Here is a 24,696-nt window from a genome sequence, read left to right as displayed (position 1 = left end):
GAGTTGGGGTGCCGCGCCGCAGAGTCAATGGCCGGTTCCTTGCGCTTCGGCGCGGCACAGATGGCGGACAGGTGAACTGTCCATGCCTATTCGGTGGGGGAGATGTGAGTGGTTGTGTACTGGAGGGTCGGGCGGGGCGGGCTACGCGCGTCGCACGTGCTGGAGGGTCGCTCGACGGCCTGCGCGTTCCGGACTCAGCAGCCCCGGCCGGTCGGGACGAACTCCAGTCGGGCGCGGTCGTCCGCGCCGAGGGCGTCGCCGTAGGTCTGCCGGCTGACCCGGTACCAGACGTCGTCCCGCTTCCTGTCGCCGTTCACGTCGTCCAGTTCCACGCACCACTCCTCGGGCCGGACGGTCTTCCGGTAGGTCTCGGTGCCGCGCTGGACCTGAGTGCAGGACCGGTAGCGCTCGGTGGTGTACCAGGTGCGGGTCCGCCGCCTGCTGCCGCTTCCGCTGCCGGAGGTGTGCCGGACCCGGCGGGTGGCGGTGGAGCACCTCTTGACGAGGTGCGGCCGGGTGGCCCTGGTGGTCGTCGCGGTGATGTGGCGGACGGAGTCCTTCAGCCCGCGGACGGTGTCGTCGTCGTTCCCGGCGCCGCTTCCCCCGCTCGCGGTGCCCGTGCCGCCGGAGCAGGCGCCGAGCGCCGCGATCAGAAAGGTGACCGTCGCGGCCATGGCCAGTCGCTTGCCGAACATGTTCCCCCACCCGATGGACGTGTCGATGATCGCGCCGATTGTGCACGCACCCTCGCTGCGAGGGCGGGGCGGGCCGGGTATACCGTCGCGCAGTGGACGTGACCTGACCCGTTTCGTCCCGAACCGGAGAAGGGGAGAAGGGTGGACCGGATGGCCGAGCTGACCGTGGGCCGGCTGCTGACGTCGTGGCAGCCGGACGTGCCGGCGCTGCTGCTGGTGGCGGCCCTGGGCGGGCTGTACGGCTGGGGTGTGCTGCGCCTGCGCGGCAAGGGCGAGCCCTGGTCACCGCTGCGCACCGCCGCCTTCGTGCTGCTGGGTCTGGGCGCCCTGGTCGTGGCGACGATGTCCGCGCTCGCCGTCTACGACCATGTCCTCTTCTGGCCTGCGGCCGTGCAGAACATCCTGCTCGACCTGGTGGCCCCGCTCGGCCTGGCCCTGGGCGACCCGCTCCGCCTCGCGGTCCGGGCGCTGCCGGAGCGCGCGGCGGAGCGGCTGCGCGGCACGATGACCGGCCGCCTGGTCCGCCTCCTGACCTTCCCGCTGGTCAGTACGGCGCTGGTGCTGGCCACCGAGCTGACGATCTACTTCACCCCGTACTTCGCCACCGCGCTGCGGGTGGGCTGGCTGCACGAGCTGATGTACCTGCACCTGCTGGTGGCGGGCTGCCTGTTCGTCGTACCGGTTCTGACGCGTGAGGAGACCCTCCCGGCCTGGTGCACCCATCCGGTCCGGGCGGCCCTGGTCTTCCTGGACGGCGTGATCGACGCGGTCCCGGGGGTCGTCGTCATGACGCACGGCACGCTGATCGCCGGTGCGTGGTACCTGCACCACCACCCGTCCTGGTCCCCCGACGTCCGCCACGACCAGCAGATCGGCGGCGGCGCGATGCTGAGCATCGCCGAACTGGTCGCCCTGCCGTTCCTGCTGATGATCCTGTTCCAGTGGGCACGGGCGGAACGCGCCCAGACGGCCGCCCTGGACCGCCACCTGGACCAGCAGACCGCCCCGGCCCCCGCAGCCCCCATGCCCTCTGCCGCCGCCACGGCTTCCGCCCCCACCTCCGCCGCCTCCGCCTCCACGGCCGCCACCGCTCCCGCGGAACGCGTCCGCCCCTGGTGGGAGACGGAGGAGAACGAGGTGGCCGCACGGATCCGCCGCCAGCACGGGGAGACGTGAGGGCCGGTCGCTCCTGCTCCACGTCAGGCGGTCGCCAGTGACACCTCCGTCGACTTGATCAGTGCCACGACCGGCGAGCCGGCCGTCAGGCCGAGGTCGTCGACCGCGTCCTTGGTGATCGCCGCCGTCAGTTCGCCGCCGTCCACCGCGACCTTGACCGCGGCCATCGCCCCGCCGGTGGCCACGTCGCTGACCGTGCCGGGCAGTTGGTTGCGGATGGAGACGCCCGCCACGCGGCCGGTGGCGAGGGCGACCTCCGTGGACTTCACCATCGCGCGTACGGCCGAGCCCGCGGCGAGCCCCAGTTCCTCGACCGCCTCCAGGGTGATCGCGGCGGTGAGGTCCTGGCCGCCGTCCAGGCGGACCTTCACGGTCGCCATCACCTCGCCCGGGGTGACGGCGGTGACGGTGCCGGGGATCTGGTTGCGGATGCTCAGTCTCATGACGGACCGCCTCACAAGTGGGGGGAGAGGGGGGAAGGGGTGGATTGTTGCGGTTTGTGTGTTCTGTGATGCACAAGTTAGCCGGTTCCGGGGCGGCCGTTGCGGTCCCTCGGCGGCGGCGGGGCGGGGGTGCGGGCCGGTGTGGGGGATGATCGGACGGCGTGGGGTGCGCGTACGACGAGAGGGGTTCCGGGGCCGTGGACGAGCAGGCGGAGATCTCGACACCGCAGGACGCCGCCAACAACCCGCTGGTGCTGGCCTTCGGGCGGCTGCAGGGTGCCGCGAACCGGCTGGAGTACGTCATGGGGCGGTCCCTGGAGCGGGAGTGCGGGATCAGTCACCTCATGTACGAGGTGCTGCTCATCCTGGGGCGCGCCGGGGAGCCGGGGCTGTCGATGCGGGCCGTCGCCCAGGAGCAGGTGCTGACCACCGGTGGTGTGACGCGCCTGGTGGACCGGATGGAGGCGGCCGGGCTGGTCGAGCGGACCGAGGATCCCGGTGACCGGCGCGGACGGCTCGTACGGCTGACGCCCCGGGGCGCGGAGACCGCCGTGGCCGCCTCCCGGGTGCATGTGGAGAACATCCGCCGTTTCTTCCTGGCGCCGCTTCCGCCGGAGGACCGTGACCGGTTCGCCGAGGATCTGCGGGTCCTCAGTCATGCGGCGCGGGATGTGCTGCCCCGGCTGCCCTGATCTCGGGCATGGGTGCGTGACGGGGGTCACACGCACAAAGAAATATCTGACACGTCAGTTACTGTTCTGTCAGGTGAATCGCTCGCCATCGACGTGCGCCACGCCCCTTCCCTCCCCTCCAGGAGCCAACGATGAGCACCCTCTCCTTCCAGGTCCTCGACCTCGACTTCCCCGCCGGCAGCAAGAACAAGACCGCCACCCTCGTCACGGGCGAGGACGAGGCCCTGCTCGTCGACGCCGGCTTCACCCGGGCCGACGGCCACCGCCTCGCCGCCGCCGTCCTCGACTCCGGCAAGACCCTGACCACCGTCTTCGTCTCGCACGGCGACCCCGACTTCTACTTCGGCGCCGAGGTCCTCGCCGACGCCTTCCCCGACGCCCGGTTCGTCGCGACCCCGATCACCATCGAGCACATCCGGCACTCCTACGACGGCAAGCTCAAGGCCTGGGCGGCCCTCGGCCCGAACCTCCCCACGCGCCTCGTCGACCTCCAGCCGCTCACCGGCGAACTCGCCCTGGAGGGACACCGCTTCGAGCTCAGGGGCGGCCCGGCCACGCTGCCCGCCCGCCACTACCTCTGGCAGCCCGAGCACCGCGCCCTGCTCGGTGGCGTCCTGCTCTTCCAGCAGGAGCACGTGTGGGTCGCCGACACCCCCACCCCCGGAGACCGTGCCGCCTGGATCGACCTGCTGGACGAAATGGCCGCTCTCGAACCGGAGTTGGTCGTCCCCGGACATCGCCTGCCCAACACCCCGGCGGACGTCTCCGCGATCGGCGCCACCCGTGAGTATCTGGTCGCGTTCGAGGAGGAGTCGGGCAAGGCCGAGGACGGTGCCGCGCTGACCGAGGCGCTCGTACGCCGCTACCCGGACCACGGCATGCTGATCGCCGCGCAGATCGGTGCGAAGGTCGCCAAGGGCGAGATGAAGTGGGGCTGACGATGGGCGAGTTCGCCGTCTCCACCGCGCCCGCGGATGTCGTACGCCGTCAGTACCTGGCCTCGGCGGCCGGTGACCTGGCCGCCCTGCGGGCCACCCTCGCCCCCGACGTGGAGTGGACGGAGATGGCCGGCTTCCCGCTGGCCGGCACCTACCGCACCCCCGAGGGGGTCACCGCCAACGTCATGGAACAGCTCGGCCAGGACTGGGACGGCTGGACCGCACACGACGACAGCTACGTCGTCGACGGCGAGAACGTCGTCGTCCTCGCCCGCTACACGGCCGTCAACAAGGCCACCGGGAAGGCGATCGACGTCCGCGTCGCCCACCACTTCGTCGTACGCGGCGGCCTGATCGTCCGCTTCGAACAGTTCGTCGACACCGCGCTCGTCCGGGACGCCATGACCGGCTGACCGTACGACGGGACGCGGGGGTCGGACCGCCGACCGCCGCACGCGAGGGGCGGGGCCGAAAGCCTCGCCCCTCTTCGGTGTCCGCGGGCGTTACCGGAGAGCGTCCACCCCGGCTCGGCGGGCCGGTCGGGGCCATCCGTGGTCCCGCAGGGGGCCGACCTCGTAGCCCCGCTCCTCGCAGGTGTCGAGGATGCGGGGGAGGGCGCCGAGGGTCGAGCGCCAGGCACCCGGGGCGGACGTGCAGTCGGAGTCGTGCAGCAGGACGGTGCCGCCGCCGTCCAGGTCCGACGTGACGGTGCGGTGGACGGACTCCGGTGTGGCGCGGGCGGTCCAGTCCTCGCCCCAGGAGGTCCACAGCACCGGAGTGAGAGCGAGGCGGCGGGCGGAGAGATGGGCGGCGGTCGACATGACCCCGTACGGCGGCCGGAACAGCGCGGGCCGTCGGCCAGTGATGTCGGCGACGGTGTCGCGCGCGCGGGCGAGGTCGTCGTACGTGGCGCGCGGGCCGCGCAGCAGCAGCGGGCGGTGCAGCCAGCCGTGGACGCCGATCTCGTGGCCCGCCGCGGCGATCTCGCGGACCAGGCCGGGTGAGCGTCGCGCCTCCCGCCCGAGCAGGAAGAAGGTCGCGTGCACCCCGCGCTCGGCGAGGAGGCGCAGGAAGAACGGCGTGGACAGGGGGTCGGGCCCGTCGTCGAAGGTGAGGGCGATGTGATCCGGGCGGCCACGGCCCGAGAGACGGGGCATGGTCCGGTTGCGCAGCGGGCCGAAGGTGGTGACCACCGGTGCGGCGTGGGCGGCCGCGAGGACGGGCAGCGTGACGGCGAGCGCGGGCAGCGTGACGGCGAGCGCGGGCAGCGTGACGGCGGCGGCCGTGCGGACCAGCCGGGCGGCGGTCATGAGCGACGGCCTTCCGCACCGGCGGCCTGGCTCAGGGCGGGGCTTTCCGGGGTGGCGGTCTGGCCCGCGCCGACGGTCCGGCTCAGGGCGGGGCTTTCCGCGCCGGCGGTCTGGCCCGCGCCGACGGCCTGGCCCAGGGTGGAGTCTTCCGCGCCGGTGGTCCGGCCCGGGGCGGGGGCTCCCGTGCCCGCGGTCCCGTCCGGGGTGGGGGCTCCCGCGCCTGCGGTCCCGCCCGGGGCAGAGGCTCCCGTGCCCGCGGTCTGGCCCGGGACGGGGGTCCGGCCCTGCGCGGGGTCATCCGTGTCGGGGGTCTGGCCCGGGTCCGGGTCTTCCAGGTCGAGGCCGTGTCCGATGGCGTGCAGCATGTCCGGGCCGTCGTACGCCGTCGCGATCCCCGTGCCGACCGCGCACGCCCAGACGGCGCTCGCCGCGGCGGTGGTGGCGACGAGCCGGCGTGCCCTGGGGCGGCGGCGCCGGACGGCGGCGCGGAGCGGTAGCGGCGGCAGCGGGAGCGGCTGCGGCAGACCCGTGGCGTGGACCCGTGCGATCTCCGCGGCGGGGCCGCCGTCGGGCTCGGCGGCGAACAGGCCCCGCCCGGCCGCGCGCCCGCGCCGTCCGAGCGGGCCGTCGATCAGGTCCCAGAGCACGGCCTTGAGCTGGTCCGGTTCGCGGATCCAGACCGCCGCGCCGGCCTCCTCCAGGGCCGCCGCGTTGGTCAGCCCGTGGCCCGGTATGCACCGGTAGCTCGCGACGGGCAGCCCCGCGGCGAACGCCTCCAGGGAACTGAGCCCGCCCGCGTTCTGGACCAGGACGTCGGCGGCGTGGAGGAGGGCGGGCATGTCGTCGACCCAGCCGAAGGCGTGCTCGATGCCGTCGGCGCGCAGCCGTTCGGCCAGCGCCGTGTTGCGGCCGCAGACGACGACCGGGACCGCGGCACCGCAGTCGCGCAGTTCCAGGGCGACCTGCCGGACCGGTCCGACGCCCCACGAGCCCGCGACCAGCAGCGCCAGCGGGGCGTTCGCCGGGAGCCCGAAGCGGGCCCGGGCCGCGGCCCGCTCGTCGTCGGTGCCGGGGCGGAAGCGCGGATCCACCACCGGACCGCACACCCGGACGTCCCGCGCCCCGGCGGCCCGGGCCTGGGCGGCGGGCACGGCGTGGGCCGCGAGGTGGACGTCGACGCCGTCGGCCACCCACAGCGGGTGCACGGAGAAGTCGGTGAGATAGGTGAGGACGGGCACGGAGAGCCGTCCGCCGAGCCGCAGGCCGCCCAGGACCCGGCTGGCGCCCGGATAGGTGGAGACGACCGCACCGGTACCGGGGTGCAGCGCGTCGAGCATCCGCTGCTCGGCGGTGCGCAGCAGCGCTCTCGCCAACGGCCCGCCGCCGCCCGCGCGTTCGGTGCTGCGGTAGATCCGCTGGTAGGCCCAGGGCGCCTGGACGAGCATGCTGTGGTAGCCGTCCCGGACGAGCCGTCCGATGCGGGCCGGCAGCAGGTCCAGCAGATCGAGCCGGTCGACGGTGAGGCCGCGGTCCGTGAGCCGACGGTCCAGCTCGGCGGCGGCACCGTCGTGACCGGCGCCGATGCTCGCCGAGACGATCGCGACGCGCTCGGCCCGGGCCGTCGGCGGCACCGGCTCGGGGCGCAGGGCGGCGGCCGCAAGGGCGCGCAGATGCACCGTACTTCCGAGGTGGGGCATGGGGCTCGTTCCTCCGCGGGTGGAGTGGGCGGCCGAACTCTACAACATGTAGTAGGTAAGCTCGTACAAGATGTAGTAGATCTGCTGGTCGGCGGCCGTTCCTCGTTCTACAAGGCGTAGTACATCCACAGGTAGGCTGGGCGGCCGAGCGGGAAGAAGGCGGTGAACGGTGCGCGACCGGAAGAGCGAGGAAATCGGTGGAGCGACCGGCAGAAGGGCGCGCGGCGAGCTGGAGAGCGGCGTGCTCGCCGCCCTGTGGGCCGCGGACGCACCGCTGACCGCACGGCAGGTCCAGGAACGGCTGTCCGGGGGCCTCGCCTACACGACCGTGCTGACGATCCTGTCGCGGCTGTACGACAAGGGCATGCTCGTACGCCGGCCCGCGGGCCGCGGCTACGCCTACGCGCCCGTCCGGGACGAGGCGTCCGAGACCGCCGTACGGATGCACAGCCTGCTGGAGCGGGGCTCGGACCGGGAGGCGGTGCTCACCCGTTTCGTGTCCGAACTCTCCCAGGCGGACGAGCAGCTGCTGCACCGCCTGCTGGGCGAGCAGGACCCCGGACGCGGCGACGGGCAGTGAGCCCATGAGGATCAGCGTCTACGTCCCCCTGCTGGTCACCGTGGTCCTCGCGCTGCTCGCCCCCGGGGCGGCCCGGCGGCCGGCACCGCGGCCCGCGGCCTGGTCCCTGGCGTGCGCGGCGCTCGTGGCGGCGGCCGGCTGGCTCGGCTCACTGGCCCTGCTGGCGTTCGCCGGGTTCGCGCAGCTCCCCGAGGTCGCGGCCGAGGGCCACTGGTCGGCGGCCGCGCTGCGCACCCAGGACCCGGTCTCCCTGGCCGTCGCGACCGTCAGCGCCCTGGCCCTGGCGGCCGGGCTCGTGGCGCTGGGGGTGGCGGCCGTACGGCAGGTCCGCGACACCCTGTGGGCCCGGCGGGAGAGCGGCCGGATGCCCGGGGACACCGAACTGGCGGTGCTCGACGAGGCGGCCCCGCAGGCGTTCGCGCTGCCCGGCGCACCCGGGCGGATCGTGGTGTCCCGCGGGATGCTGCGCTGTCTCGGCGACGCGGAGCGCGAGGCCCTCCTGGCCCACGAACGGGCCCATCTGCGCTGCCGTCACCACCTCTTCCAGGCCGTGTGGCGGCTCACCGCGGCCGTCAACCCGCTGCTGCGGCCGCTGGCCCGGTCGGGCGGGTTCGTGCTGGAGCGCTGGGCCGACGAGGAGGCCGCGGCCCGGGTCGGCAGCCGTACGGTCGTCGCGCGTGCCGTGGGCCGGGCGGCCCTCGCCACCGCGGGCGCCGAACGCCCCGCCGCCCTGGCCGCGACCGGCGGGGCGGTGCCCCAGCGGGTGCGGGCGCTGCTGGCACCGCCGCCTCCGCGCCGCACCGCGACCTTCGCGGCGGGCGCGCTCCTGCTCGCCCTGTGCTGCGCCAGCCTGGCGAACGCGGCCTCGGACAGCGAGGAGATGGTCGAGAGCGCGGAGCACGCCCAGTGCGTCGCGGACGCGGACGCGCCGGACGCGGGGGCGACGGGCGCCGGGGTGACCGACGCCGGCCCGGCGGACGCGGCGTGGGCGGGCCGCCTTCCGCAGCGGCCGGACGCGGCGGGCGAGACGCCGGAGAACCGGTCGGCGGAACGTCCCCCGCAGCGTCCGGCGGACCGTCCGCACCTGCGCCCGGACGCCTGCTGCGACCACCGGGGAGCCGACGCACCCCCATGGCACCGCGGGTAGCCGCGTAGCTGCAGCCCCGCGGTGGGACGTGCCGGGCGCAGGCAGGCCTTCCGGTACGGGTCGGGCGCGGGCCCGTCTCCCGGGTACGCCAGCGTCGGGGCGCTCCCTCTCTCGGCGTGACGGCGTGACGGCGAGGCAGCGTGGTGATCGTCCGCATCGGTCTCGGGCCGGACCCGGTGTGGAGCCCCCCGCCCGCCTCGGCAACCGCGGCCAGGGCGCCGCCGCGGCCGATCGGCGCAATCCGCTCGTGCTCGGCGTGTGGGCCGGGGTTCGGGGTGGTTCGGTGGCGGCAGGAGGAGTTTCCGATGACCTCGCACGAGCAGCCCCCGCCGTCTCAGCCCACGCCACCTCAGCCACCGCCGTCTCACCCCCCGACACCCCGGCCCCCGCTCTCCGAAGCGGCCTTCCGTGACCTTTACCGTCGGCTGCGGGGCCGGGCCCTGGACCGTGGTGCGCTGGAGCGGCTGACGCCGGAGCGGGTCGTGGCGGCTGCCGCCGAGGTCCGGATCGGGCGCAGCGTGTCGCTGGCCGCGACCGTCGAGACGCGGAGCGGTCCGGACTGTCCGGAGCCCGCGATCCACCGGATGACGGCTCCCGCCGCCGGGGAGACCGCCGCACCCGGGCTCGCGTTCGCCCGTGACCGGTTCGCCATGAACGTGCACGGCGATGTCGACACCCACCTCGACGCGCTCTGCCACGTGATCTACGACGGCGAGCTGTACGGCGGCGTCCCGGCGAGCACCGTGACACCGGACGGCGCCGGCGCGCTCACGCTCGATCTGGTGCGGGACGGCATCGTCGGCCGCGGTGTGCTGCTGGACATCCCCCGGCTGCGCGGGGTGCCCTGGCTGGAGCCCGGCGACCAGGTGACCGCCGACGACCTCGGCGCGGCCGAGACCGCCCAGCGGACCACGGTCGGACCCGGTGACCTGCTGTTCGTGCGGGTGGGGCACCGGCCGCGGCGCAGGAGCCTCGGGCCCTGGGACGTGACGCGGGCCCGGGCGGGCCTGCATCCGACGGCGATGGAGTTCCTGGCCGAGCGGGGCGTGTCCGTCCTGGGGTCGGACGGCAACAGCGACGCGGCGCCGAGCCCGGTGGCCGAGGTCGGGTTTCCCGTGCACGTGCTGGCCGTCAACGCCATGGGACTGCACCTGCTGGACTGGCTGGACTTCGAGGAACTGGTCCCGGTGTGCGAGCAACTGGGGCGCTGGCACTTCCTGTGCGTGGTCGCCCCGCTGCGCCTGCCGGCGGCGACCGGCTCTCCGGTGAACCCGATCGCCGTCCTGTGACCGCACCCGGAGCGGGTCCCGCTCCGGGTGCCGCGCCCCCGTACGGCGCGTACGTTCGAAGAGGAGGGCCCGCAAGGCCCCGCACCGGCCGCGGACCATGCGAACAAGGACGGTGGTTGCCATGGACGCCCTGCCCCCGTACGACGTCGTCGTCATCGGTAGCGGTGCCGGCGGCGGCACGCTGGCCCACCGTCTGGCCCCGTCCGGCAAACGGATCCTCATCCTCGAACGCGGCGGCTACCTCCCGCGCGAACGCGACAACTGGGACTCCACGGCCGTGTTCGTGAAGGCCAAGTACCGGGCCCCGGAGTTCTGGCTGGACCGGCACGGCAACGAGTTCCCGCCCGAGGTGAACTACTACGTCGGCGGGAACACCAAGTTCTACGGCGCGGCCCTGTTCCGGCTGCGCCCCGAGGACTTCGGCGAACTCCGCCACCACGACGGCATCTCCCCGGCCTGGCCCCTCGGTTACGACGACCTGGAGCCGTACTACACCCAGGCGGAGCACCTCTACCTGGTGCACGGCCGGCACGGCGAGGATCCCTGGGAGGGGTCGTGCAGCGCCCAGTACGCCTACCCTCCGGTCGAACACGAGCCGCGCATAGAGCAGTTGAGCATGGACCTGGAGAAACAGGGGCTGCACCCCTTCCACCTGCCGATCGGCGTCAACCTCACCCAGGACGAGGACGGCCGGGCCACCCACTCCAGCGCCTGCATCCGCTGCAACCGCGTGGACGGCTTCCCCTGTCTGCTCCGCGCCAAGTCGGACGCGCAGGTGATCTGCGTGGAGCCCGCGCTGGAGCACCCGAACGTGGAGATGGTCACCAACGCCCGGGTGACCCGGCTGGAGACCGACGCCACCGGACACAGCGTCACCACCGTCGTCGCCGAACTGCCCGGTGAGCGGGAGGCCCGGTTCTCGGCCGATGTCGTGGTCGTGGCCTGCGGGGCCGTCAACTCCGCGGCGCTGCTGCTGGCTTCGGCGAACGACCGGCATCCGCGCGGACTGGCCAACAGCTCGGACGTGGTCGGCCGGCACTACATGCGCCACAACAACCTTGCGCTGATGGCCGTTTCGAAGGAACCCAACGACACCCAGTTCCAGAAGACCCTCGCCCTGCACGACTGGTACCTGGGCGCGGACGACTGGGAGTACCCGCTGGGCGGGATCCAGATGCTCGGCAAGTCGGACGCGGACCAGATCCACGGCGAGGCCCCGCGCTGGGCCGGAGCGGTCGCACCGGACATGCCGTTCGAGGTGCTGGCCCATCACGCCGTCGACTTCTGGCTGTGCGGCGAGGACCTGCCGCGGCCGGACAACCGGGTGACCCTGGAGCCCGACGGGCAGATCCGGCTCACCCTCGACGAGGGCAACAACATCGCCGGTCTCCGGCGCCTGCGGCACAAACTGCAGCACATCCTGGGCCATCTCGGCATGCAGGAGCACCGTCTGCTGTCCCGCAGCATCTACCTGCACAAGGGGATGCCCATCGGCGCCACCGCACACCAGGCCGGCACCGTGCGCTTCGGCACCGACCCGGCGTCCTCGGCCCTGGACGTCCACTGCAAGGCCCACGACCTGGACAACCTCTACGTCGTCGACACCAGCTTCTTCCCGAGCATCGGCGCGGTGAACCCGTCCCTGACGGCCATCGCGAACGCCCTGCGCGTCGGCGACCACCTGCTGGAGCGACTGGGCTGAGCCCACGCGGGCACCCGGCCCCCGACCGGGTGGCCCCCGACCGGGCGGCCCCCGACCGGGCGAAGATCCTGCGCCGGGCAGCGCAACACGGTCCGCCGCGGCAGGCGGGCGTCTTTCCCCGGTGCTTGTCTGATCACCGGACTTCCGGGCGACGGGCCCGGCGGCAGCGGGCGCGCAGTGGAGGAGCAGGACATCGTGAGTTCCACCGAGGGGACATCCGGGGCACCCCAGGGCGTGATCCCCGCCCAGCTGCTGCGCGGCCAGAAGGCACTCGTGACCGGCGCGAACTCCGGGATCGGCAGGGCGACGGCCATCGCCCTGGGCCGGGCGGGGGCCGATGTCGTCGTCAACTACGTGGCCGGCGGCGACGAGGCCGAGAAGGTGGTCGAGGAGATCACCGCCCTCGGGGTCCGGGCCGCCGCCTACGAGGCGGACGTCTCCGACGAGCAGCAGGTCGTCGCCATGACGGACCGGATGGTCCGGGAGTTCGGCACGATCGACATCCTGGTCGCCAACGCGGGACTCCAGCGGGACGCGGCGCTCACGGACATGACCCTCGCCCAGTGGCAGAAGGTCCTGGACGTCAACCTCACCGGGCAGTTCCTGTGCGCCCGCGAGGCGGTCAAGGAGTTCCTGCGGCGCGGTGTCGTGCCCGAGGTGTCCCGCGCGGCCGGGAAGATCATCTGCATGAGCTCGGTGCACCAGATCATCCCCTGGGCCGGGCACGTCAACTACGCCTCCTCCAAGGGCGGGGTGCAGATGATGATGGAGACGCTCGCCCAGGAGCTCGCCCCGAAGAAGATCCGCGTGAACGCGATCGCCCCCGGAGCCATCAGGACCCCCATCAACCGCAGCGCCTGGGAGACGCCCGAGGCCCGGAAGGACCTGCTGCGGCTGATCCCGTACGACCGGATCGGCGACCCCGAGGACATCGGCCACGCGGCCGTCGGCCTCGCCTCCGACCTCATGGACTACGTCGTGGGCACCACCCTGTACGTCGACGGCGGGATGACCCTCTTCCCGGGCTTCGCCACCGGCGGCTGACCCACCCCCACTCGCGCGGCGGCCTTCCCCGGAGAGACGACACATGCACACGGTCCTGCTGCTGGCCGCCGTACCGGCGCAGACGCTGCCGGCCAGATCGATGATGGCCTTCACCCTGGCCACCCACATCATCCTGGTGCCCCTGGGCGTGGCGCTGCCGCTGATCACGCTGGTCATGCACGGCTACGGCCTGCGCCGCGGCGACGCCACCGCCCTGCTCCTCGCCCGGCGGTGGTCGGCCGTCATGGCCGTGCAGTTCGCGATCGGCGTGGTCACCGGCACGGTGCTGTCCTTCGAGTTCGGGCTGCTGTGGCCGGGCATGATGGGCCGGTGGGGCGATGTCTTCGGCATCGGCTTCGGCGTCGAGGCATGGGCGTTCTTCCTGGAGGCCGTCCTCATCGCCATCTACCTCTACGGCTGGCGCAGGCTTCCCGCCCGGACCCACTTCCTGCTCGGACTGCCCCTGCCGCTGGTGGCCCTGCTCGGCGCCTTCGGCATCCTGGCCGCCAACTCGTGGATGAACACCCCGCGCGGCTTCACCCTCGACTCCGCGGGCAACCCGGTCGACGTGAAGATCTGGAAGGCCGTCTTCACCCCCATGTTCGGCCCGGAGTACTGGCACTTCGTCTTCGCGATGTTCGTGACGGCGGGTTATGTCGTGGCCGGCGTCTACGCCGTCGGGTGGCTGCGCGGCCGCCGGGACCGCTACCACCGGCTCGGCTTCACCATCCCCTTCACGCTCGCCGCCGTCTGCACCCCCGTGCAGTTCGTGCTCGGCGACTCCATCGCCCGGCAGGTCTTCCACAAGCAGCCGGTGAAGTTCGCCGGCATGGAGATCGTCTGGAAGACCGCCACCCACCAGCCGGAGTACCTGTTCGGCCGGCTGCACCCGGACGGCACCGTCTCCGGCGGCATCAGGATCCCGCAGCTCGACTCCATCCTGGCGGGCTTCCGCCCGGACACCCGGGTCACCGGGCTGACCTCGGTCCCCGCCGACGACCGGCCGACGGCCGCCCAGGCCACCATCGCCCACTTCGCCTTCGACACCATGGTCGGGATCGGCTCCCTGCTGCTCCTGCTCGCCCTCTGGTACGGCCTCCTGTGGCTCCGGCGCCGCCGGCTGCCCGGCTCCCCGTGGTTCTACCGCGCCGCCGCGTGCGCGGGCGTCGCCTCCGTCGTCGCCGTCGAGTGCGGCTGGATCACCACCGAGGTCGGCCGCCAGCCGTGGATCGTCTACCAGAACATGCGGGTCGCCGAGGCGGTGACGGCGACCCGCGCCACCAGCCTGTGGATCATGTTCGCCCTGGTCGTCGTCGTGTACGTCTTCGTCTTCGGATCGTTCCTCGTGGTGCTGCTCAGGATGCGCGCACGCTGGCGGCTCGCCGACGAGCGGGGCGGACCGCTGCCGCCGAAGGAGACACCCGAGCCCGACACACCCGAGACGGACACCCCGTACGGGCCGCGCTCCACCGGGAGCCGGCTGTGATCGCCGGGGTCATCGCCGTCGTCCTGCTGCTCGCCATCTCCGCCTACGCCTGCGGCGGAGGCACCGACTACGGAGCCGGCTTCTGGGACCTGACCGCGGGCGGCGCGGAGCGCGGCAGGCGCCCGAGACAGCTGATCGACCAGGCGATGGAGCCCGTCTGGGAGGTCAACAACGTCTGGCTGATCTTCGTACTGGTCATCATGTGGACGGGGTTCCCCGTCCTCTTCCAGCGGGTCTTCACCACGATGTGGCTGCCGCTGGCGCTGGCCGCCCTGGGCATCGTGCTGCGCGGCGCCGGCTTCGCCCTGCGCAGGCCCGTCCGGCGGCTGGCCGGCCGGCGCCTGTACGGGGCGGTCTTCGCCGTCTCCTCGATGCTGACGCCGTTCTTCCTCGGCGCCGCGGCCGGGGGAGTGGCCTCGGGCCGGGTGACCGCCACGACCACGGCGTCCACCGACGTCTGGGCCAACCCCACGTCCCTGCTGTTCGGCCTGCTGGCCATCGCGACCACGGCGACACTCGGCGCCGTCTTCCTCGCCGCGGACGCCCGCCGCTTCGCCGCACCGGACCTGGACCGCTACTTCCGCCGCCGGGCCCTCGCCGCGCTCGCCGCCGTGGCCGTACTCGCCGTCGTCACCCTCTTCGTCACCCACGGCGACGCGCCCCACGTCTGGCACGGCCTCACCCACGGCGTCGGCCTCGTCTTCGTGATCGTGGCCGTGCTGGCCACGCTCGCCACCGTATGGCTGCTGACCCGTCCCGCCGGGGCCTGGTCCCGGGTCACGGCGGTCGGCGTGGTCGCCTCGGCCGTCATCGCCTGGGGCATGGCACAGCGCCCCTACCTCATCCCGACCTCGCTGACCGTCGCCGAGGGCGCGGGTGCCCACACCACCCTGCGCTGGCTGGCCCTCGTCACCCTCGTCGCCCTCGTACTCGTCGTCCCCGCGGTCGCCTTCCTGTACTGGCTGGACACCCACGGCGAACTGGAGGGTCTGACGGACGCGGACCTGCGGCGGGACAGCTCCTAGCCTGAACGAGCCCGGCTACTTCTTGTCGAGCGCCTCGTTCAGCGTGAGGGCCGAGTCGATGAGCGCGAGATGCGTGAACGCCTGCGGGAAGTTGCCGAGCTGACGGCCCGTCGGGTCGATTTCCTCGGAGTACAGGCCCAGATGGTTGGCGTACCCCATCATCTTCTCGAACACCAGCCGCGCCCGGTCGGTCCGGCCGGCGCGGGCCAACGCGTCGACGTACATGAACGTGCACAGGGAGAACGTGCCCTCCGAGCCGCGCAGGCCGTCGGGCGAGGCCTCGGGGTTGTAGCGGTAGACGAGGCTGTCGCTGACCAGTTCCTCCTCCATGGCGTCCAGGGTCGACGCCCACATCGGGTCCCCGGGGGTGAGGAACCCGACCGTCGCCATGCGCAGCAGCGAGGAGTCCAGGACCTCACCGCCGTAGTGCTGGACGAAGGTCTTGCGGTCCTCGCTCCACCCCTTGGCCATGACCTGCTCGTAGACAGCGTCCCGCTCCGCCTTCCAGCGGTCGGCCGCGGACGGCCACCCCTTCGACTCGGCGAGCCGCAGGGCGCGGTCGAACGCCACCCACGACATCACCCGCCCGTACGTGAAGTCCTGGCGGCCGCCGCGGGTCTCCCAGATCCCCTCCTCCGCCTGGTCCCAGTGGTCGGCCAGCCACTCCAGGTCCGTCCGCAGCGAGGTCCAGCCCCCGTGCCCGAGTTCGAAGCCGTGCCGGTGCGCGAAGTAGATGCTGTCCAACGCCTCGCCGTAGATGTCCAGTTGGAGCTGGGTGGCGGCGCCGTTGCCGATCCGGACCGGGGCGGAACCCGCATAGCCCTCCCAGTGGTCGAGGATCTGCTCGTTCAGGTCGGAGGAGCCGTCGACCTTGTACATGATGTTGAGCGGGCCCGAGATCCCGTCGCCGCCGGCCCGCTCCCTGACCCGGTCGCCCAGCCAGATGATGAACGCCCTGGCCTCCTCCGTGAACCCCAGCCCCAGCAGGGCGTACACGGAGAAGGAGGCGTCCCGGATCCAGGTGAAGCGGTAGTCCCAGTTGCGTTCGCCGCCCAGCTGCTCCGGCAGGGCCGCCGTCGGGGCGGCCACCAGGGCGCCGCTGGGGGCGAAGGTCATGAGCTTCAGCGTGATCGCGGAACGCTCCACCACCTCCCGCCAGCGCCCGGTGTAGCGGGACTGGGCCAGCCAGGAGCGCCAGAACGCCGTCGTCTCGTCGAAGAGCCGCCAGTGTTCGTCGTGGCGGACCTCCCTGGGCGGGCCCTCGGCAGCCGTCTCCAGGATCAGCCCGCGCTCCTCGCCGGCCTGCAGGGTCAGCGAGACCTGGAGGTCGCCGTCCCGGTTCGTGAGAACGTCCGCCAGCCGTTCGTCCCCCGGTTCGCGGACGGGGTGCACGGTGAGCGACGTGCCGTCCTCCGCGGCGAAGACCGCTCCGTGCGGGGTGATGTGCAACTCGTGTTTCATGAGCCCGTAGTCGAACCGCGGGGCGATCTCCACCTCGAAGGTCATGCTGCCGCGCACACAGCGGACCAGGCGGACCAGCCGGTGGCGGTCCGTGGCCGTCGTACCGGTCACCGGCATGAAGTCGATCACCTCGCCGGCGCCCGCCTCGGTCATGAACCGGGTCACCAGGATCGCCGTGTCGGGCAGGTACAACTGCTTGGTCGAATGGGTCGGGTGGGCCGGCCGGACCGTGCAGTGTCCGCCGTTGTCCTTGTCCAGAAGCGCCCCGAACACACTCGGCGAGTCGAACCGCGGGGAGCAGAACCAGTCGACCACTCCCTCGGTCGTCACCAGCGCCGCGGTCTGCAGATCGCCGATCAGCCCGTGGTTCTCGATCAGCGGGTAGTCCTCCATCGGGGCGCCCCTTCCGGTGTGCGATTCACCCGAATGCCCCTCGATCAGCGTAGGCCTGAGCTCGTGTTCCGGCTCGTCGGACCGCCGTCCGTCAGGGCCCGTACGACGGCCTCCAGCACCTCCGCCGGGCTCTCCGACGCGTTGACGTCGACGGTGACGCCCGGTTCGTCGGCGTGCAGCGGGTCCAGCGTGGCGTACTGGGAGTCGAGCAGCCTCGCGGGCATGAAGTGGCCCCGCCGTCGCGCCAGGCGCCGCTCGGCCACCGCGCGGTCGAGGGCCAGGTACACGAACCGCACGTCCGCCCCGGTCCGCCGGAACCGATCGCGATACGCGCGCCTGAGCGCGGAACAGGCGGCCACCCCGCCCTGTCCACTCGCCGCGGCGGCCCGGATCCACTCCGTGACCGCCGCCAGCCAGGGCCGCCGGTCGGCGTCGTCCAGCGGGTGTCCGGACGCCATCTTCGCGCGGTTGGACGCGGGGTGGAGGTCGTCCGCCTCCAGGAACGGCACACCGAGCAGGTCCGCGAGCCGGGCTCCCACGGTGGACTTGCCGGACCCGGACACACCCATCACGACCACCACCCGCGCACCGCCGACCACCTCGCCCAACGCGCCTCCCGGAACCGGCGGCGGAATGCGTCACCCGTCCACTGTCGCCCGCACCACGGACAGCGGCATCCCCACGGAAACGGCCCGCATCCGCTGAACCGTCCGACGGTCCGTGCCGTCGGCGCCGTAGCGCCATACGGCTGAGTCGCGCCCGACACGACGCCGGTCGCCCGGGTGCCGGACGGACCGGCTGGATAACTGGATTTCCACACGATCAGTCGCCGATGTGTTCGGAGGGTTGATGCAGGTATCCCGCGCCTTGCGGTCGATCGTCGTCGTCGCCTCGATGGGAGCGGCGCTGCTGGCCTCCCCGGCGTGGTCCGCCGCGCCCGCCGCCGGCACCGTGCCCAAACCGGCCGGCCGGACAGGGGCCGTTCGGTCCCCTGACTCCGGCCCCGCGGTGCACCATGACACCTCGCCACCGTTGCGAGAGCTGTGGAAGAGATCCAGAACGCTTCGGTCCACCCCGCAGCAGCACCACCACGGCGGCCGGGGCCCGATCCGGCTGGGCGTGAATTTCGAGGGCATCAGGAAGGGCGGGGGCGTCCCGCCCGACCCCAACGCCTCGGTCGGCTCCCGCCAGCTCGTGGAGATCACCAACTTCGACCTCGCGGTGTACTCCAAGTCCGGTGCCACGCTGCTGGGACCGCTGACGACCCAGACCCTGTTCCGCGGCTTCGGCGGACCGTGCGAGACCGCGGGGACCGACTTCCTCGGGGACCCCGAAGTCCGCTGGGACTCCCTGGCCCACCGCTGGGTCATCAACCAGTTCGCCAGCGACGACGGAACCACCACGAACCGGCTGTGCGTGGCCGTGTCCCGCACCGCGGACGCCACCGGCCAGTACTACCGCTACGCCTTCGGGTACCGGAACCTCCCCGACCACCCGAAGTTCGCGGTGTGGCCGGACGCCTACTACGTGGTCGCCACCGCCGCCGATCCGCTCTTCGAGGCGTGCGCCTGGGACCGGCACAGGATGCTGCGCGGAGCCGACGCCGACCAGCAGTGCTACACCCTCCCCGCGGCGACCATCCCCATCGGCTCGGACCTCGACGGTAGGACCCCGCCCCCGCGCGGCGAGCCCAACCTGCTGATCAACCTCGGCCCCACCGGTGACAGCCTGCAGTACTGGCGGTTCCACGTGGACTGGAAGAACCAGACCCGCACCACCCTCGCGGGCCCGGACCGACTGCGGGTGGCCCCCTACACCCCGGCCTGCACGCACACCGATCCCACCCGGTGCGTCCCCCAGGCCGGCACCGCCCAGAAACTGGACTCGCTCTCGTACTCCCCCATGTACCGGTTCGCCTACCGCAACTTCGGCGACCACGAGTCCCTGGTCGTCAACCACGCCGTCGACGCCCGCGGCGGTGTGGGAGTGCGCTGGTACGAACTGGGGCTGCGCCACGGCCGGCCGGTCGTCCGCCAGCAGAGCACCTACGCTCCGGACTCCACGTACCGGTGGATGGGCTCCGCGGCCATGGACGGGAACGGCGACATCGCCCTGGGATACTCGCAGTCGTCCTCCCGGACCCGCCCCTCGATCCGCGTCACCGGACGCCTGGCGCACGACCCGCCGAACCGGATGACGTTCCACGAGACCACCGTGTGGACCGGCGCCGGCTCCCAGACCGGGAGCAACCGCTGGGGCGACTACACCTCCATGGCGATCGACCCGGTGGACGACTGCACGTTCTGGTACACCAACCAGTACCAACCGTCCGACGGCACCGGAAACTGGCACACCCGTATCGCCTCCTTCCGGCTCTCGGACTGCCACGCCCACAGCCGGTGACACCCGGGGCGGACGGCACACCGCCGTCCGCCCCGCCGTACCGCCGTACTGCCGTGCTTCAGACCACCCCCACCAGCACGATGACCAGGGCGGGCAGCGCGAGGAAGACGGTGCCGAGGTAGACGGCCGAGGCCGCCGCCGGGACCGGCGTCGCGGTGCTGGTCCTGGACGAGTCGGTCAGCTGGCTGTCGGCGGCGGCCGACTGCCGGGCCCTCATGGCATCGCCCGTGCCCGACGCGCTCGGCCTGCGGCACGGGGCCCTGATCGACGAGGTGATCGACGCCGTCGCCCTGCTGCTGGACGCGCCGGTGATCCTGACCGATCCGCAGCACCGGCTGCTGGCCTACTCCGGCAGGCAGGAAGCGGCCGACGACCCGAACCGCTGGGTGATCGTGCACCGCCGGCTGCCGGACGTCACCGTCGACGGCCTGAGGCGCGGCGGAGGCGAGGAGCAACTGCGCCGGAGCACCGACCCGGTGCACATCCCCGCCTACCCGGAGCACGGAAATGACCCGAAACTGGGCGTGCCCATCCACGCCGGCGGCGAACTCCGCGGTGTCCTGTGGGTGCACGGGGCCGGCGAGCCCACGGAGGAGGACCGCCGTCGGCTCACACCGGCCGTGCACGCCCTCGGCATGGCGCTGCTGCGGATCGCGCAGTACCGGTCCGCGCTGCGCGCCGGGTACACCGAGGACGTGCGGGCACTTCTGCGGGGCGGCGGCACACCAGGGGCGGGGGAGGCGGCCGGACGGCAGGGCGTGGCCGGCCACCGGCTGGGGGTCCTCGCCCTGGTTCCCGCGGACGGCGCGAGCACCGGCGTGCTCGATCTGGAGCGGATCCGCACGGCGCTCGCCCTCTACCTGGCCGCGCTCCACGAGCGGTCGCGGACGGCCGTACTGGACGGAGCCGTCTACGGGATCGTCCCGGTACCGGCCGGGGTGCCGGACGGCGGGGACGGGGCGGAGCACTGGCTGACGGGGGTGGCCGGCGACTTCCTGGAACGCGCGGATCGGGCCCGGGAACTGGTCGGCGGCGTGGGGCGGGTTGCTCGTAGCGCCGAGGAAGTGCCCCTGGCCAGGAAGGACGCCGACCTGGCGGCGTACACCCTGAGGTCCCGTCCCGGCGACCGGAGCCCGCGGGCGGTGCCCCTCGCGGCCGTACGGGCGGAAGCGGTCCTGCTCCAGGCGGCTCGTGCGGTGGCCGCGGACCACGGTCGGCTGGACGGGCCGGTCGCCCAGCGCATCGCCCGGCAGCTCCTGAAGCACCGTGACCGATTCGCATGGGACAGCTGGGCCCGGTACTGGCTGGAGGAGATCGTGGAGAACCTCGACAACCGGGACGACGCCGCGAAGCGCGCCCGCTTCACCGACTGGGTCGAGAACTTCGTCAAGGCCGTCCACGCCCACGCACGCCGGCGCAATCAGCCCTCCTCCACCACCGATGCCGCCCAGTGTGCTCTGCCGCCGGGCCCGAGGCGGTCGGCCGACCAGATGACCCTCCCCACCGATTCCGTCACCCCATGATCCGCCATTTCGTCGGTCGCCCCCTCCTCGATGAGGCCGTGCACCCACAGCCCGCAGCCCACTAAGCCGTCATTCCAACTGTGATCAATGCAGGTCACAGGCGTGCCGTCCCGCTGTTCCGTCATCTGCGCGGTCGGCCTGGAGGTCAAGAACAAACCGGAACCTAGTCTCTTACCCGATCACTCCGGAACGCGTGCTCGGGTGCTCCACGGCGCGTCCCGGTTACGTCCCAACGGCTACCTCAGGAGAGACTCGTGCGTTCTCGACGCATACTCGCCACCGCTGCGACCGGACTCGCGGCCGCCACTCTCGCGTTCGGCTTCCCGGCCCAGGCCTCGGCCTCCACGGGCGGCGGCTGTGGCACGGGCGCCGACGGCGGCGCCATCAAAGCCTGCATCAGTGCCAGCGGCATCTACGAGATTCCCGACATGTACATCAACTGGATCCCCAGCGGACCGTGTCAAGGGGTGACCTTCTATGTCACCGACGACAGCACGGGACAAACCATCTGGAGCACGGGGATTCCCTGCAAGACCGGTCACTTTCCCGAGGCCAGTCCCTGGCACCTCGTGGGCGTGAATGGGGACAAGTACAGCAGCCACGTGACGTACTACGGCGCGAATCTCGTCGAGACGGTCAATTCAAAGGAGCAGACGTTCAGCTGGTAGCGACAACCGACCCGCCGCGCCCCATCCTCACAGTCGGGGATCTTGGAGGTGCCGAGGTCAGGCGCCCAGGGTTCGCCAGGACTTCGGCCGGGCTGTCTCGCGTTGGTCGCGGTGGTTCTGGAAGGCGGTCGGCCGGCGGGGCGTGGGTGCTTCTTCGGCCGGCGGCAGGCGTCCGGCCGACGGGATGCGGACGTTGTGCCTGGCGATCGAGGAGCCCGAACTCTTCCAGCATCCCCCTCAGGCACGGACCTTCGCGAAGGTGCTTCGCGAGCTGGTCGCCGCGTCGCCGCAAGGGCGTACGCAGGTCATGTACGCGACCCATAATCCGGTCTTCATCGACCCGAAGGGCTACCACCAGATCCGCCGTCTTTGCCGCGCTGGCGGTGTGGAGCATCCCGCTACCGAGGTGTGGCAGGCCACGGAGGAGGACCTTTGCCGGGCCCTCGACGGACTCGTAGACAAGAAGTCGATCCGCAGCAGGACCGAGGGAGTGATCAATGGCTGCGCCGAGCGGTCCGGGATCAACCTGGGCGCGGAGGGCATCAGCGTCATCGAGGTGAATGGCAAGGACAACATCATGATCTCCGATGCGCTCTTCAGCGCCTTGGGCGTGCCGTGCTATGTGGTGTTCGACGGTGACTCCGGAATGGAGGAGCGCAAGCGGGAGTCGGTGAGCCACCTCGTTCCGCATCAGCGCCAGGAGAAGGAGGCAAAGTTCGAACAGCAGGCGCGGGCGAACCGGGCCAAGAACGCGAACCTTCTCCAGTACTTGGGCGCGACGCCGGCTTCTCAGCCCACCGACGACTCGACCGGCCGGTACACCGTCTTCGAGGACACCCTGGAGACCTACCTCGACCAGCACTGGCCGACCTGGGAGGAGCGCCGCCAAGAGCTCATCCGAGTCGGCGAGGGCATCGACGGAAAGAACGCGGCCACCTACCTTGAGACGACGCGGACAGCCGGGGCAGAGCCGCCGTTCCTGCTCCATGCTCTGTTGGAAAACGTCCGCGTGCTGGCCGGCCGACGGTAGTCACCAGGGTCGAGACGGATCGCTCAGCTCGGCCTTCGACCGCAGTCGAAGTAGCTCGCAGACACCGGTGTGGAGACGTCCGCCCAAGCCTGCTCCCAGCAGGCTGACTTCGATCTCCACAGCGGGCAGCCTGCTGCCCAGCCCGGCATCCCCAGCAGCTCAAGATCAGGCGATTTACCCATGCGGGTAAAGACTTCAGTCCACGTATCGGGGAGCCTGGTGTCTGCGGGTGAGGAGGCATCCCGATGGGGTGGGTGGGCTTGGGATGTGACTCTGCGATCGGCCTTGTTGTGATGCGCGTACTGCTTCGGCAGTTCCGGGAACTCCTTTTAGACCTGGGAAACGTCGTCCGGGCATGGCGTGAACTTGTTTCTATGGTGCAGGACTGGCGTGCTGTGCGCCGGGCACGACGTTCTACGAGGGATTCTTGACGGTGAAGATTGCCGCAAGTGGCACGTTCTTCACAGCAGCGGGGCTCAACATCGCCCGAGTCCGGTGTATCAACCAGGAAGGCCGATCTCGATTGCGAGAGCGCCGAGGGCCTCTTTCTCGGGTGGGTAAATGACCCGGATGTTGGCGAGTTGCTCGTCGCGGGTGGCCGTGGGGTTGACCGTGAAGGCACCTTCACCGTCGAGGAGAGCCTCGAAGTCGGGGTATTCAGTGACCCGCTTGACCTCGACCTCGCACGTCTCGTCCGTGCCCTTGATGCGGAAGCGGATGACGTCACCGGCCGCGAGGTCGGCCAGGTGGGGGTATTTGACCCGGACCTCGATGGTCTTGGCGCCTGCGGCGACCAGGTCGAAGTACTGGCGGTAGAGGTTGAGTTCGCGGACGCGGGAGCTGCTGCTCATGAGGCGGGAAGGCTCCGGGGGGCTTGGGCGGTCATCATGCGGTTGATCTCGGCGGCCGTGTACGAGCGGAAGAAGTGACGGGGGTCGGACAGGAGCGTCTCCGTCATGGCCAGCAACTGGTCGGCGTACTCGGCCACGATGCCAGGCCACTTCCGGGTGTCGAGCATCCAGTCGGCGGCGCCCAAGGGGGCACGGCCTTCTCGGATGAGGGACTTGGAGAGTTTCGCGCCGGTTTCGGTGACGACCTGCGGGCAGAACAGGCGGGCGGGGAGCTGGGCGCGGGTGAGGCCGACGGCCTGGAGCGCCTCGTCGACGAGGAGGGAGCCGAAGACCCAGTCGCCGCCTTTGACCATGACGTGCAGGGTTCCGTCGACTGGTGTGCTGGTGAGGGCCAGTTCTTTGACGAGGTTGCGGTAGAGGGTGGCCAGGTCGAGGTAGCCACCGGTGGTGGGTGTGATGGTGGTGCGGTAGGAACCGTGGTGGAGGCAGCTGGCCTTGATGGTGGCTGTCTCGCGGTCGGTGAGGTGGACGCGGGTTCGTTCGGCGTGCTTCTCAGCCCAGCCGCAGCCGGGGTGCGGGCAGGGAATTCGTAAGTGTGGCGTGCCGGTGGACGGGGCGAGCCACCATCGGGCGGCGTCAAGGCGGGGGAGCAGCCGCAACCAGGTGCGACGGAATTGCTCACCGGCCTGCTGTTGGCTGTAGGTCTCCACTCGATGCGGGATACCCAGGCGCCGGGACAGGGCGGTGAACAGGGGTTGGTAGAGGGCGGCCACGAGGTCGGTGAGCGCCTCCGCACCGAGGGTCTGGGCGTAGGCGCGCTGGTAGGTGTGGCTGCTGGCCGGGTCGGTGGCCAACTCGTACGGGGCGTTGTCGAGGGCGCTGAAGACGACCTCGACGGGGATGCCGAAGCGGTCGCGCAGCCGTGCTGCCATGGCGAAGGTGAGTGACTGGACCAACGAGGTGCCGATGTGTGGGGTGCCGTTGATCTGGGTGCCGACGACCAGCACGATCCGCGTAGGTGGGCTGGCCAGGATGCGCGGGGTCAGGACGTCCTCGGTGCGGAGAAGGGCGTTGGCGAGGACGGTGTTCGGTGAGACAGGGTGGGTCGTCACGGGTGTCCCCTCGCTGTCGAGGTGGAAGGCC

At 71.9% G+C, this 24,696-nt stretch carries 24 protein-coding genes; 15 read left to right on the top strand and 9 right to left on the bottom strand.

Going from position 1 to position 24,696, the window contains the following annotated elements; genetic code table 11:
- Window positions 1-194: 194 nt before the first annotated feature.
- A complete protein-coding gene (locus AB0D85_RS45615) occupies window positions 195-695 on the bottom strand; it encodes a hypothetical protein (protein ID WP_362335126.1) in 501 nt (166 codons plus the stop codon).
- A gap of 150 nt (window positions 696-845) precedes the next feature.
- On the opposite strand from AB0D85_RS45615, the gene AB0D85_RS45610 reads away from it, so the two are divergent.
- Window positions 846-1,871 (top strand): cytochrome c oxidase assembly protein, encoded by a 1,026-nt coding sequence (locus AB0D85_RS45610; protein ID WP_362335123.1) that lies wholly within the window; start codon window positions 846-848, stop codon window positions 1,869-1,871.
- 23 nt (window positions 1,872-1,894) lie between these two features.
- Here AB0D85_RS45610 and AB0D85_RS45605 read toward each other — a convergent pair whose 3' ends face one another.
- The gene (locus AB0D85_RS45605) at window positions 1,895-2,314 is read right to left on the bottom strand and encodes a TOBE domain-containing protein (protein ID WP_362335119.1); all 420 of its coding nucleotides are present in this window, start codon (window positions 2,312-2,314) and stop codon (window positions 1,895-1,897) included.
- 197 nt (window positions 2,315-2,511) lie between these two features.
- Between AB0D85_RS45605 and AB0D85_RS45600 the strand changes: the two genes are divergently transcribed.
- The 3 genes from AB0D85_RS45600 (at window position 2,512) to AB0D85_RS45590 (ending at window position 4,357) form a co-directional block, all read left to right on the top strand.
- Window positions 2,512-3,006 (top strand): MarR family transcriptional regulator, encoded by a 495-nt coding sequence (locus tag AB0D85_RS45600; protein WP_362335116.1) that lies wholly within the window; start codon window positions 2,512-2,514, stop codon window positions 3,004-3,006.
- A gap of 131 nt (window positions 3,007-3,137) precedes the next feature.
- On the top strand, window positions 3,138-3,944 hold the full coding sequence (locus AB0D85_RS45595; RefSeq protein ID WP_362335113.1) for an MBL fold metallo-hydrolase: 807 nt from the start codon (window positions 3,138-3,140) through the stop codon (window positions 3,942-3,944).
- 2 nt (window positions 3,945-3,946) lie between these two features.
- The gene (locus tag AB0D85_RS45590) at window positions 3,947-4,357 is read left to right on the top strand and encodes a nuclear transport factor 2 family protein (RefSeq protein ID WP_362335271.1); all 411 of its coding nucleotides are present in this window, start codon (window positions 3,947-3,949) and stop codon (window positions 4,355-4,357) included.
- Window positions 4,358-4,447: 90 nt separating this feature from the next.
- Here the strand turns inward: AB0D85_RS45590 and AB0D85_RS45585 are convergent, their stop codons facing one another.
- Window positions 4,448-5,254, bottom strand: coding sequence for a polysaccharide deacetylase family protein (locus tag AB0D85_RS45585; protein WP_362335110.1), 807 nt, complete (start codon window positions 5,252-5,254; stop codon window positions 4,448-4,450).
- Entirely contained in the window at window positions 5,251-6,951 is a 1,701-nt protein-coding gene (locus AB0D85_RS45580; protein ID WP_362335107.1) for a glycosyltransferase, read from the bottom strand. The genes AB0D85_RS45585 and AB0D85_RS45580 overlap by 4 nt, the downstream gene beginning before the upstream one ends.
- A gap of 169 nt (window positions 6,952-7,120) precedes the next feature.
- Between AB0D85_RS45580 and AB0D85_RS45575 the strand changes: the two genes are divergently transcribed.
- The 7 genes from AB0D85_RS45575 to AB0D85_RS45545 all read left to right on the top strand — a co-directional run bounded on the left by AB0D85_RS45575 (window position 7,121) and on the right by AB0D85_RS45545 (window position 15,224).
- Entirely contained in the window at window positions 7,121-7,531 is a 411-nt protein-coding gene (locus tag AB0D85_RS45575; protein WP_362335104.1) for a BlaI/MecI/CopY family transcriptional regulator, read from the top strand.
- A gap of 4 nt (window positions 7,532-7,535) precedes the next feature.
- Entirely contained in the window at window positions 7,536-8,678 is a 1,143-nt protein-coding gene (locus tag AB0D85_RS45570; protein WP_362335101.1) for a M56 family metallopeptidase, read from the top strand.
- Between the two features lie 305 nt (window positions 8,679-8,983).
- Complete coding sequence (locus tag AB0D85_RS45565) at window positions 8,984-9,967, top strand: cyclase family protein (protein WP_362335098.1); 984 nt, start codon at window positions 8,984-8,986, stop codon at window positions 9,965-9,967.
- 121 nt (window positions 9,968-10,088) lie between these two features.
- Window positions 10,089-11,669, top strand: a complete 1,581-nt coding sequence (locus AB0D85_RS45560; RefSeq protein ID WP_362335095.1) for a GMC family oxidoreductase — start codon at window positions 10,089-10,091, stop codon at window positions 11,667-11,669.
- 249 nt (window positions 11,670-11,918) lie between these two features.
- On the top strand, window positions 11,919-12,713 hold the full coding sequence (locus AB0D85_RS45555; RefSeq protein ID WP_362335268.1) for an SDR family oxidoreductase: 795 nt from the start codon (window positions 11,919-11,921) through the stop codon (window positions 12,711-12,713).
- 43 nt (window positions 12,714-12,756) lie between these two features.
- Entirely contained in the window at window positions 12,757-14,199 is a 1,443-nt protein-coding gene (locus AB0D85_RS45550) for a cytochrome ubiquinol oxidase subunit I (RefSeq protein WP_362335090.1), read from the top strand.
- Window positions 14,196-15,224 carry a cytochrome d ubiquinol oxidase subunit II gene (locus AB0D85_RS45545; RefSeq protein WP_362335086.1) on the top strand — a complete coding sequence of 343 codons (1,029 nt, stop codon included), beginning with the start codon at window positions 14,196-14,198 and terminating at the stop codon, window positions 15,222-15,224. Before AB0D85_RS45550 ends, AB0D85_RS45545 begins: the two co-directional genes overlap by 4 nt.
- A gap of 15 nt (window positions 15,225-15,239) precedes the next feature.
- Here AB0D85_RS45545 and AB0D85_RS45540 read toward each other — a convergent pair whose 3' ends face one another.
- Together AB0D85_RS45540 and AB0D85_RS45535 are read right to left on the bottom strand one after the other, a co-directional pair.
- A complete protein-coding gene (locus tag AB0D85_RS45540) occupies window positions 15,240-17,078 on the bottom strand; it encodes a glycoside hydrolase family 15 protein (protein ID WP_362335083.1) in 1,839 nt (612 codons plus the stop codon).
- A 44-nt stretch (window positions 17,079-17,122) separates the two neighbouring features.
- A complete protein-coding gene (locus AB0D85_RS45535; RefSeq protein WP_362335080.1) occupies window positions 17,123-17,686 on the bottom strand; it encodes a gluconokinase, GntK/IdnK-type in 564 nt (187 codons plus the stop codon).
- Window positions 17,687-17,927: 241 nt separating this feature from the next.
- Between AB0D85_RS45535 and AB0D85_RS45530 the strand changes: the two genes are divergently transcribed.
- Window positions 17,928-19,481 carry a hypothetical protein gene (locus AB0D85_RS45530; RefSeq protein ID WP_362335077.1) on the top strand — a complete coding sequence of 518 codons (1,554 nt, stop codon included), beginning with the start codon at window positions 17,928-17,930 and terminating at the stop codon, window positions 19,479-19,481.
- A gap of 58 nt (window positions 19,482-19,539) precedes the next feature.
- On the opposite strand, the gene AB0D85_RS45525 is transcribed toward AB0D85_RS45530, so the two are convergent.
- On the bottom strand, window positions 19,540-19,698 hold the full coding sequence (locus AB0D85_RS45525; RefSeq protein ID WP_362335074.1) for a hypothetical protein: 159 nt from the start codon (window positions 19,696-19,698) through the stop codon (window positions 19,540-19,542).
- Between AB0D85_RS45525 and AB0D85_RS45520 the strand changes: the two genes are divergently transcribed.
- The 3 genes from AB0D85_RS45520 (at window position 19,697) to AB0D85_RS45510 (ending at window position 22,702) form a co-directional block, all read left to right on the top strand.
- A complete protein-coding gene (locus AB0D85_RS45520) occupies window positions 19,697-21,004 on the top strand; it encodes a hypothetical protein (RefSeq protein ID WP_362335072.1) in 1,308 nt (435 codons plus the stop codon). The genes AB0D85_RS45525 and AB0D85_RS45520 overlap by 2 nt on opposite strands.
- A 254-nt stretch (window positions 21,005-21,258) precedes the next feature.
- Window positions 21,259-21,672, top strand: coding sequence for a hypothetical protein (locus tag AB0D85_RS45515; protein ID WP_362335068.1), 414 nt, complete (start codon window positions 21,259-21,261; stop codon window positions 21,670-21,672).
- A gap of 142 nt (window positions 21,673-21,814) precedes the next feature.
- A complete protein-coding gene (locus AB0D85_RS45510) occupies window positions 21,815-22,702 on the top strand; it encodes a TOPRIM nucleotidyl transferase/hydrolase domain-containing protein (protein ID WP_362335065.1) in 888 nt (295 codons plus the stop codon).
- A 500-nt stretch (window positions 22,703-23,202) separates the two neighbouring features.
- Here the strand turns inward: AB0D85_RS45510 and AB0D85_RS45505 are convergent, their stop codons facing one another.
- Both AB0D85_RS45505 and AB0D85_RS45500 read right to left on the bottom strand, forming a co-directional pair.
- Window positions 23,203-23,553, bottom strand: coding sequence for an ASCH domain-containing protein (locus AB0D85_RS45505; RefSeq protein ID WP_362335062.1), 351 nt, complete (start codon window positions 23,551-23,553; stop codon window positions 23,203-23,205).
- On the bottom strand, window positions 23,550-24,665 hold the full coding sequence (locus AB0D85_RS45500) for a hypothetical protein (protein WP_362335059.1): 1,116 nt from the start codon (window positions 24,663-24,665) through the stop codon (window positions 23,550-23,552). The genes AB0D85_RS45505 and AB0D85_RS45500 overlap by 4 nt, the downstream gene beginning before the upstream one ends.
- Window positions 24,666-24,696: the final 31 nt, after the last annotated feature.

Source organism: Streptomyces sp. NPDC048277, assembly GCF_040652235.1.
In the GTDB taxonomy this organism is placed as follows: Bacteria; Actinomycetota; Actinomycetes; order Streptomycetales; family Streptomycetaceae; genus Streptomyces.
Note: the sequence above shows the minus strand (reverse complement) of the source record. Positions and strands in the feature narration are given on the sequence as shown.

What these genes read in the sequence shown, in the direction of transcription:
- AB0D85_RS45530 (WP_362335077.1), top strand. Translation starts at nt 17,928, where the DNA reads ATGCAGGTATCCCGCGCCTTGCGGTCGATCGTCGTCGTCGCCTCGATG.
- AB0D85_RS45580 (WP_362335107.1), bottom strand. Translation starts at nt 6,951, where the DNA reads ATGCCCCACCTCGGAAGTACGGTGCATCTGCGCGCCCTTGCGGCCGCC.
- AB0D85_RS45520 (WP_362335072.1), top strand. Translation starts at nt 19,697, where the DNA reads ATGGCATCGCCCGTGCCCGACGCGCTCGGCCTGCGGCACGGGGCCCTG.
- AB0D85_RS45550 (WP_362335090.1), top strand. Translation starts at nt 12,757, where the DNA reads ATGCACACGGTCCTGCTGCTGGCCGCCGTACCGGCGCAGACGCTGCCG.
- AB0D85_RS45590 (WP_362335271.1), top strand. Translation starts at nt 3,947, where the DNA reads ATGGGCGAGTTCGCCGTCTCCACCGCGCCCGCGGATGTCGTACGCCGT.
- AB0D85_RS45525 (WP_362335074.1), bottom strand. Translation starts at nt 19,698, where the DNA reads ATGAGGGCCCGGCAGTCGGCCGCCGCCGACAGCCAGCTGACCGACTCG.
- AB0D85_RS45610 (WP_362335123.1), top strand. Translation starts at nt 846, where the DNA reads ATGGCCGAGCTGACCGTGGGCCGGCTGCTGACGTCGTGGCAGCCGGAC.
- AB0D85_RS45585 (WP_362335110.1), bottom strand. Translation starts at nt 5,254, where the DNA reads ATGACCGCCGCCCGGCTGGTCCGCACGGCCGCCGCCGTCACGCTGCCC.
- AB0D85_RS45540 (WP_362335083.1), bottom strand. Translation starts at nt 17,078, where the DNA reads ATGGAGGACTACCCGCTGATCGAGAACCACGGGCTGATCGGCGATCTG.
- AB0D85_RS45615 (WP_362335126.1), bottom strand. Translation starts at nt 695, where the DNA reads ATGTTCGGCAAGCGACTGGCCATGGCCGCGACGGTCACCTTTCTGATC.
- AB0D85_RS45570 (WP_362335101.1), top strand. Translation starts at nt 7,536, where the DNA reads ATGAGGATCAGCGTCTACGTCCCCCTGCTGGTCACCGTGGTCCTCGCG.
- AB0D85_RS45605 (WP_362335119.1), bottom strand. Translation starts at nt 2,314, where the DNA reads ATGAGACTGAGCATCCGCAACCAGATCCCCGGCACCGTCACCGCCGTC.
- AB0D85_RS45595 (WP_362335113.1), top strand. Translation starts at nt 3,138, where the DNA reads ATGAGCACCCTCTCCTTCCAGGTCCTCGACCTCGACTTCCCCGCCGGC.
- AB0D85_RS45565 (WP_362335098.1), top strand. Translation starts at nt 8,984, where the DNA reads ATGACCTCGCACGAGCAGCCCCCGCCGTCTCAGCCCACGCCACCTCAG.
- AB0D85_RS45505 (WP_362335062.1), bottom strand. Translation starts at nt 23,553, where the DNA reads ATGAGCAGCAGCTCCCGCGTCCGCGAACTCAACCTCTACCGCCAGTAC.
- AB0D85_RS45560 (WP_362335095.1), top strand. Translation starts at nt 10,089, where the DNA reads ATGGACGCCCTGCCCCCGTACGACGTCGTCGTCATCGGTAGCGGTGCC.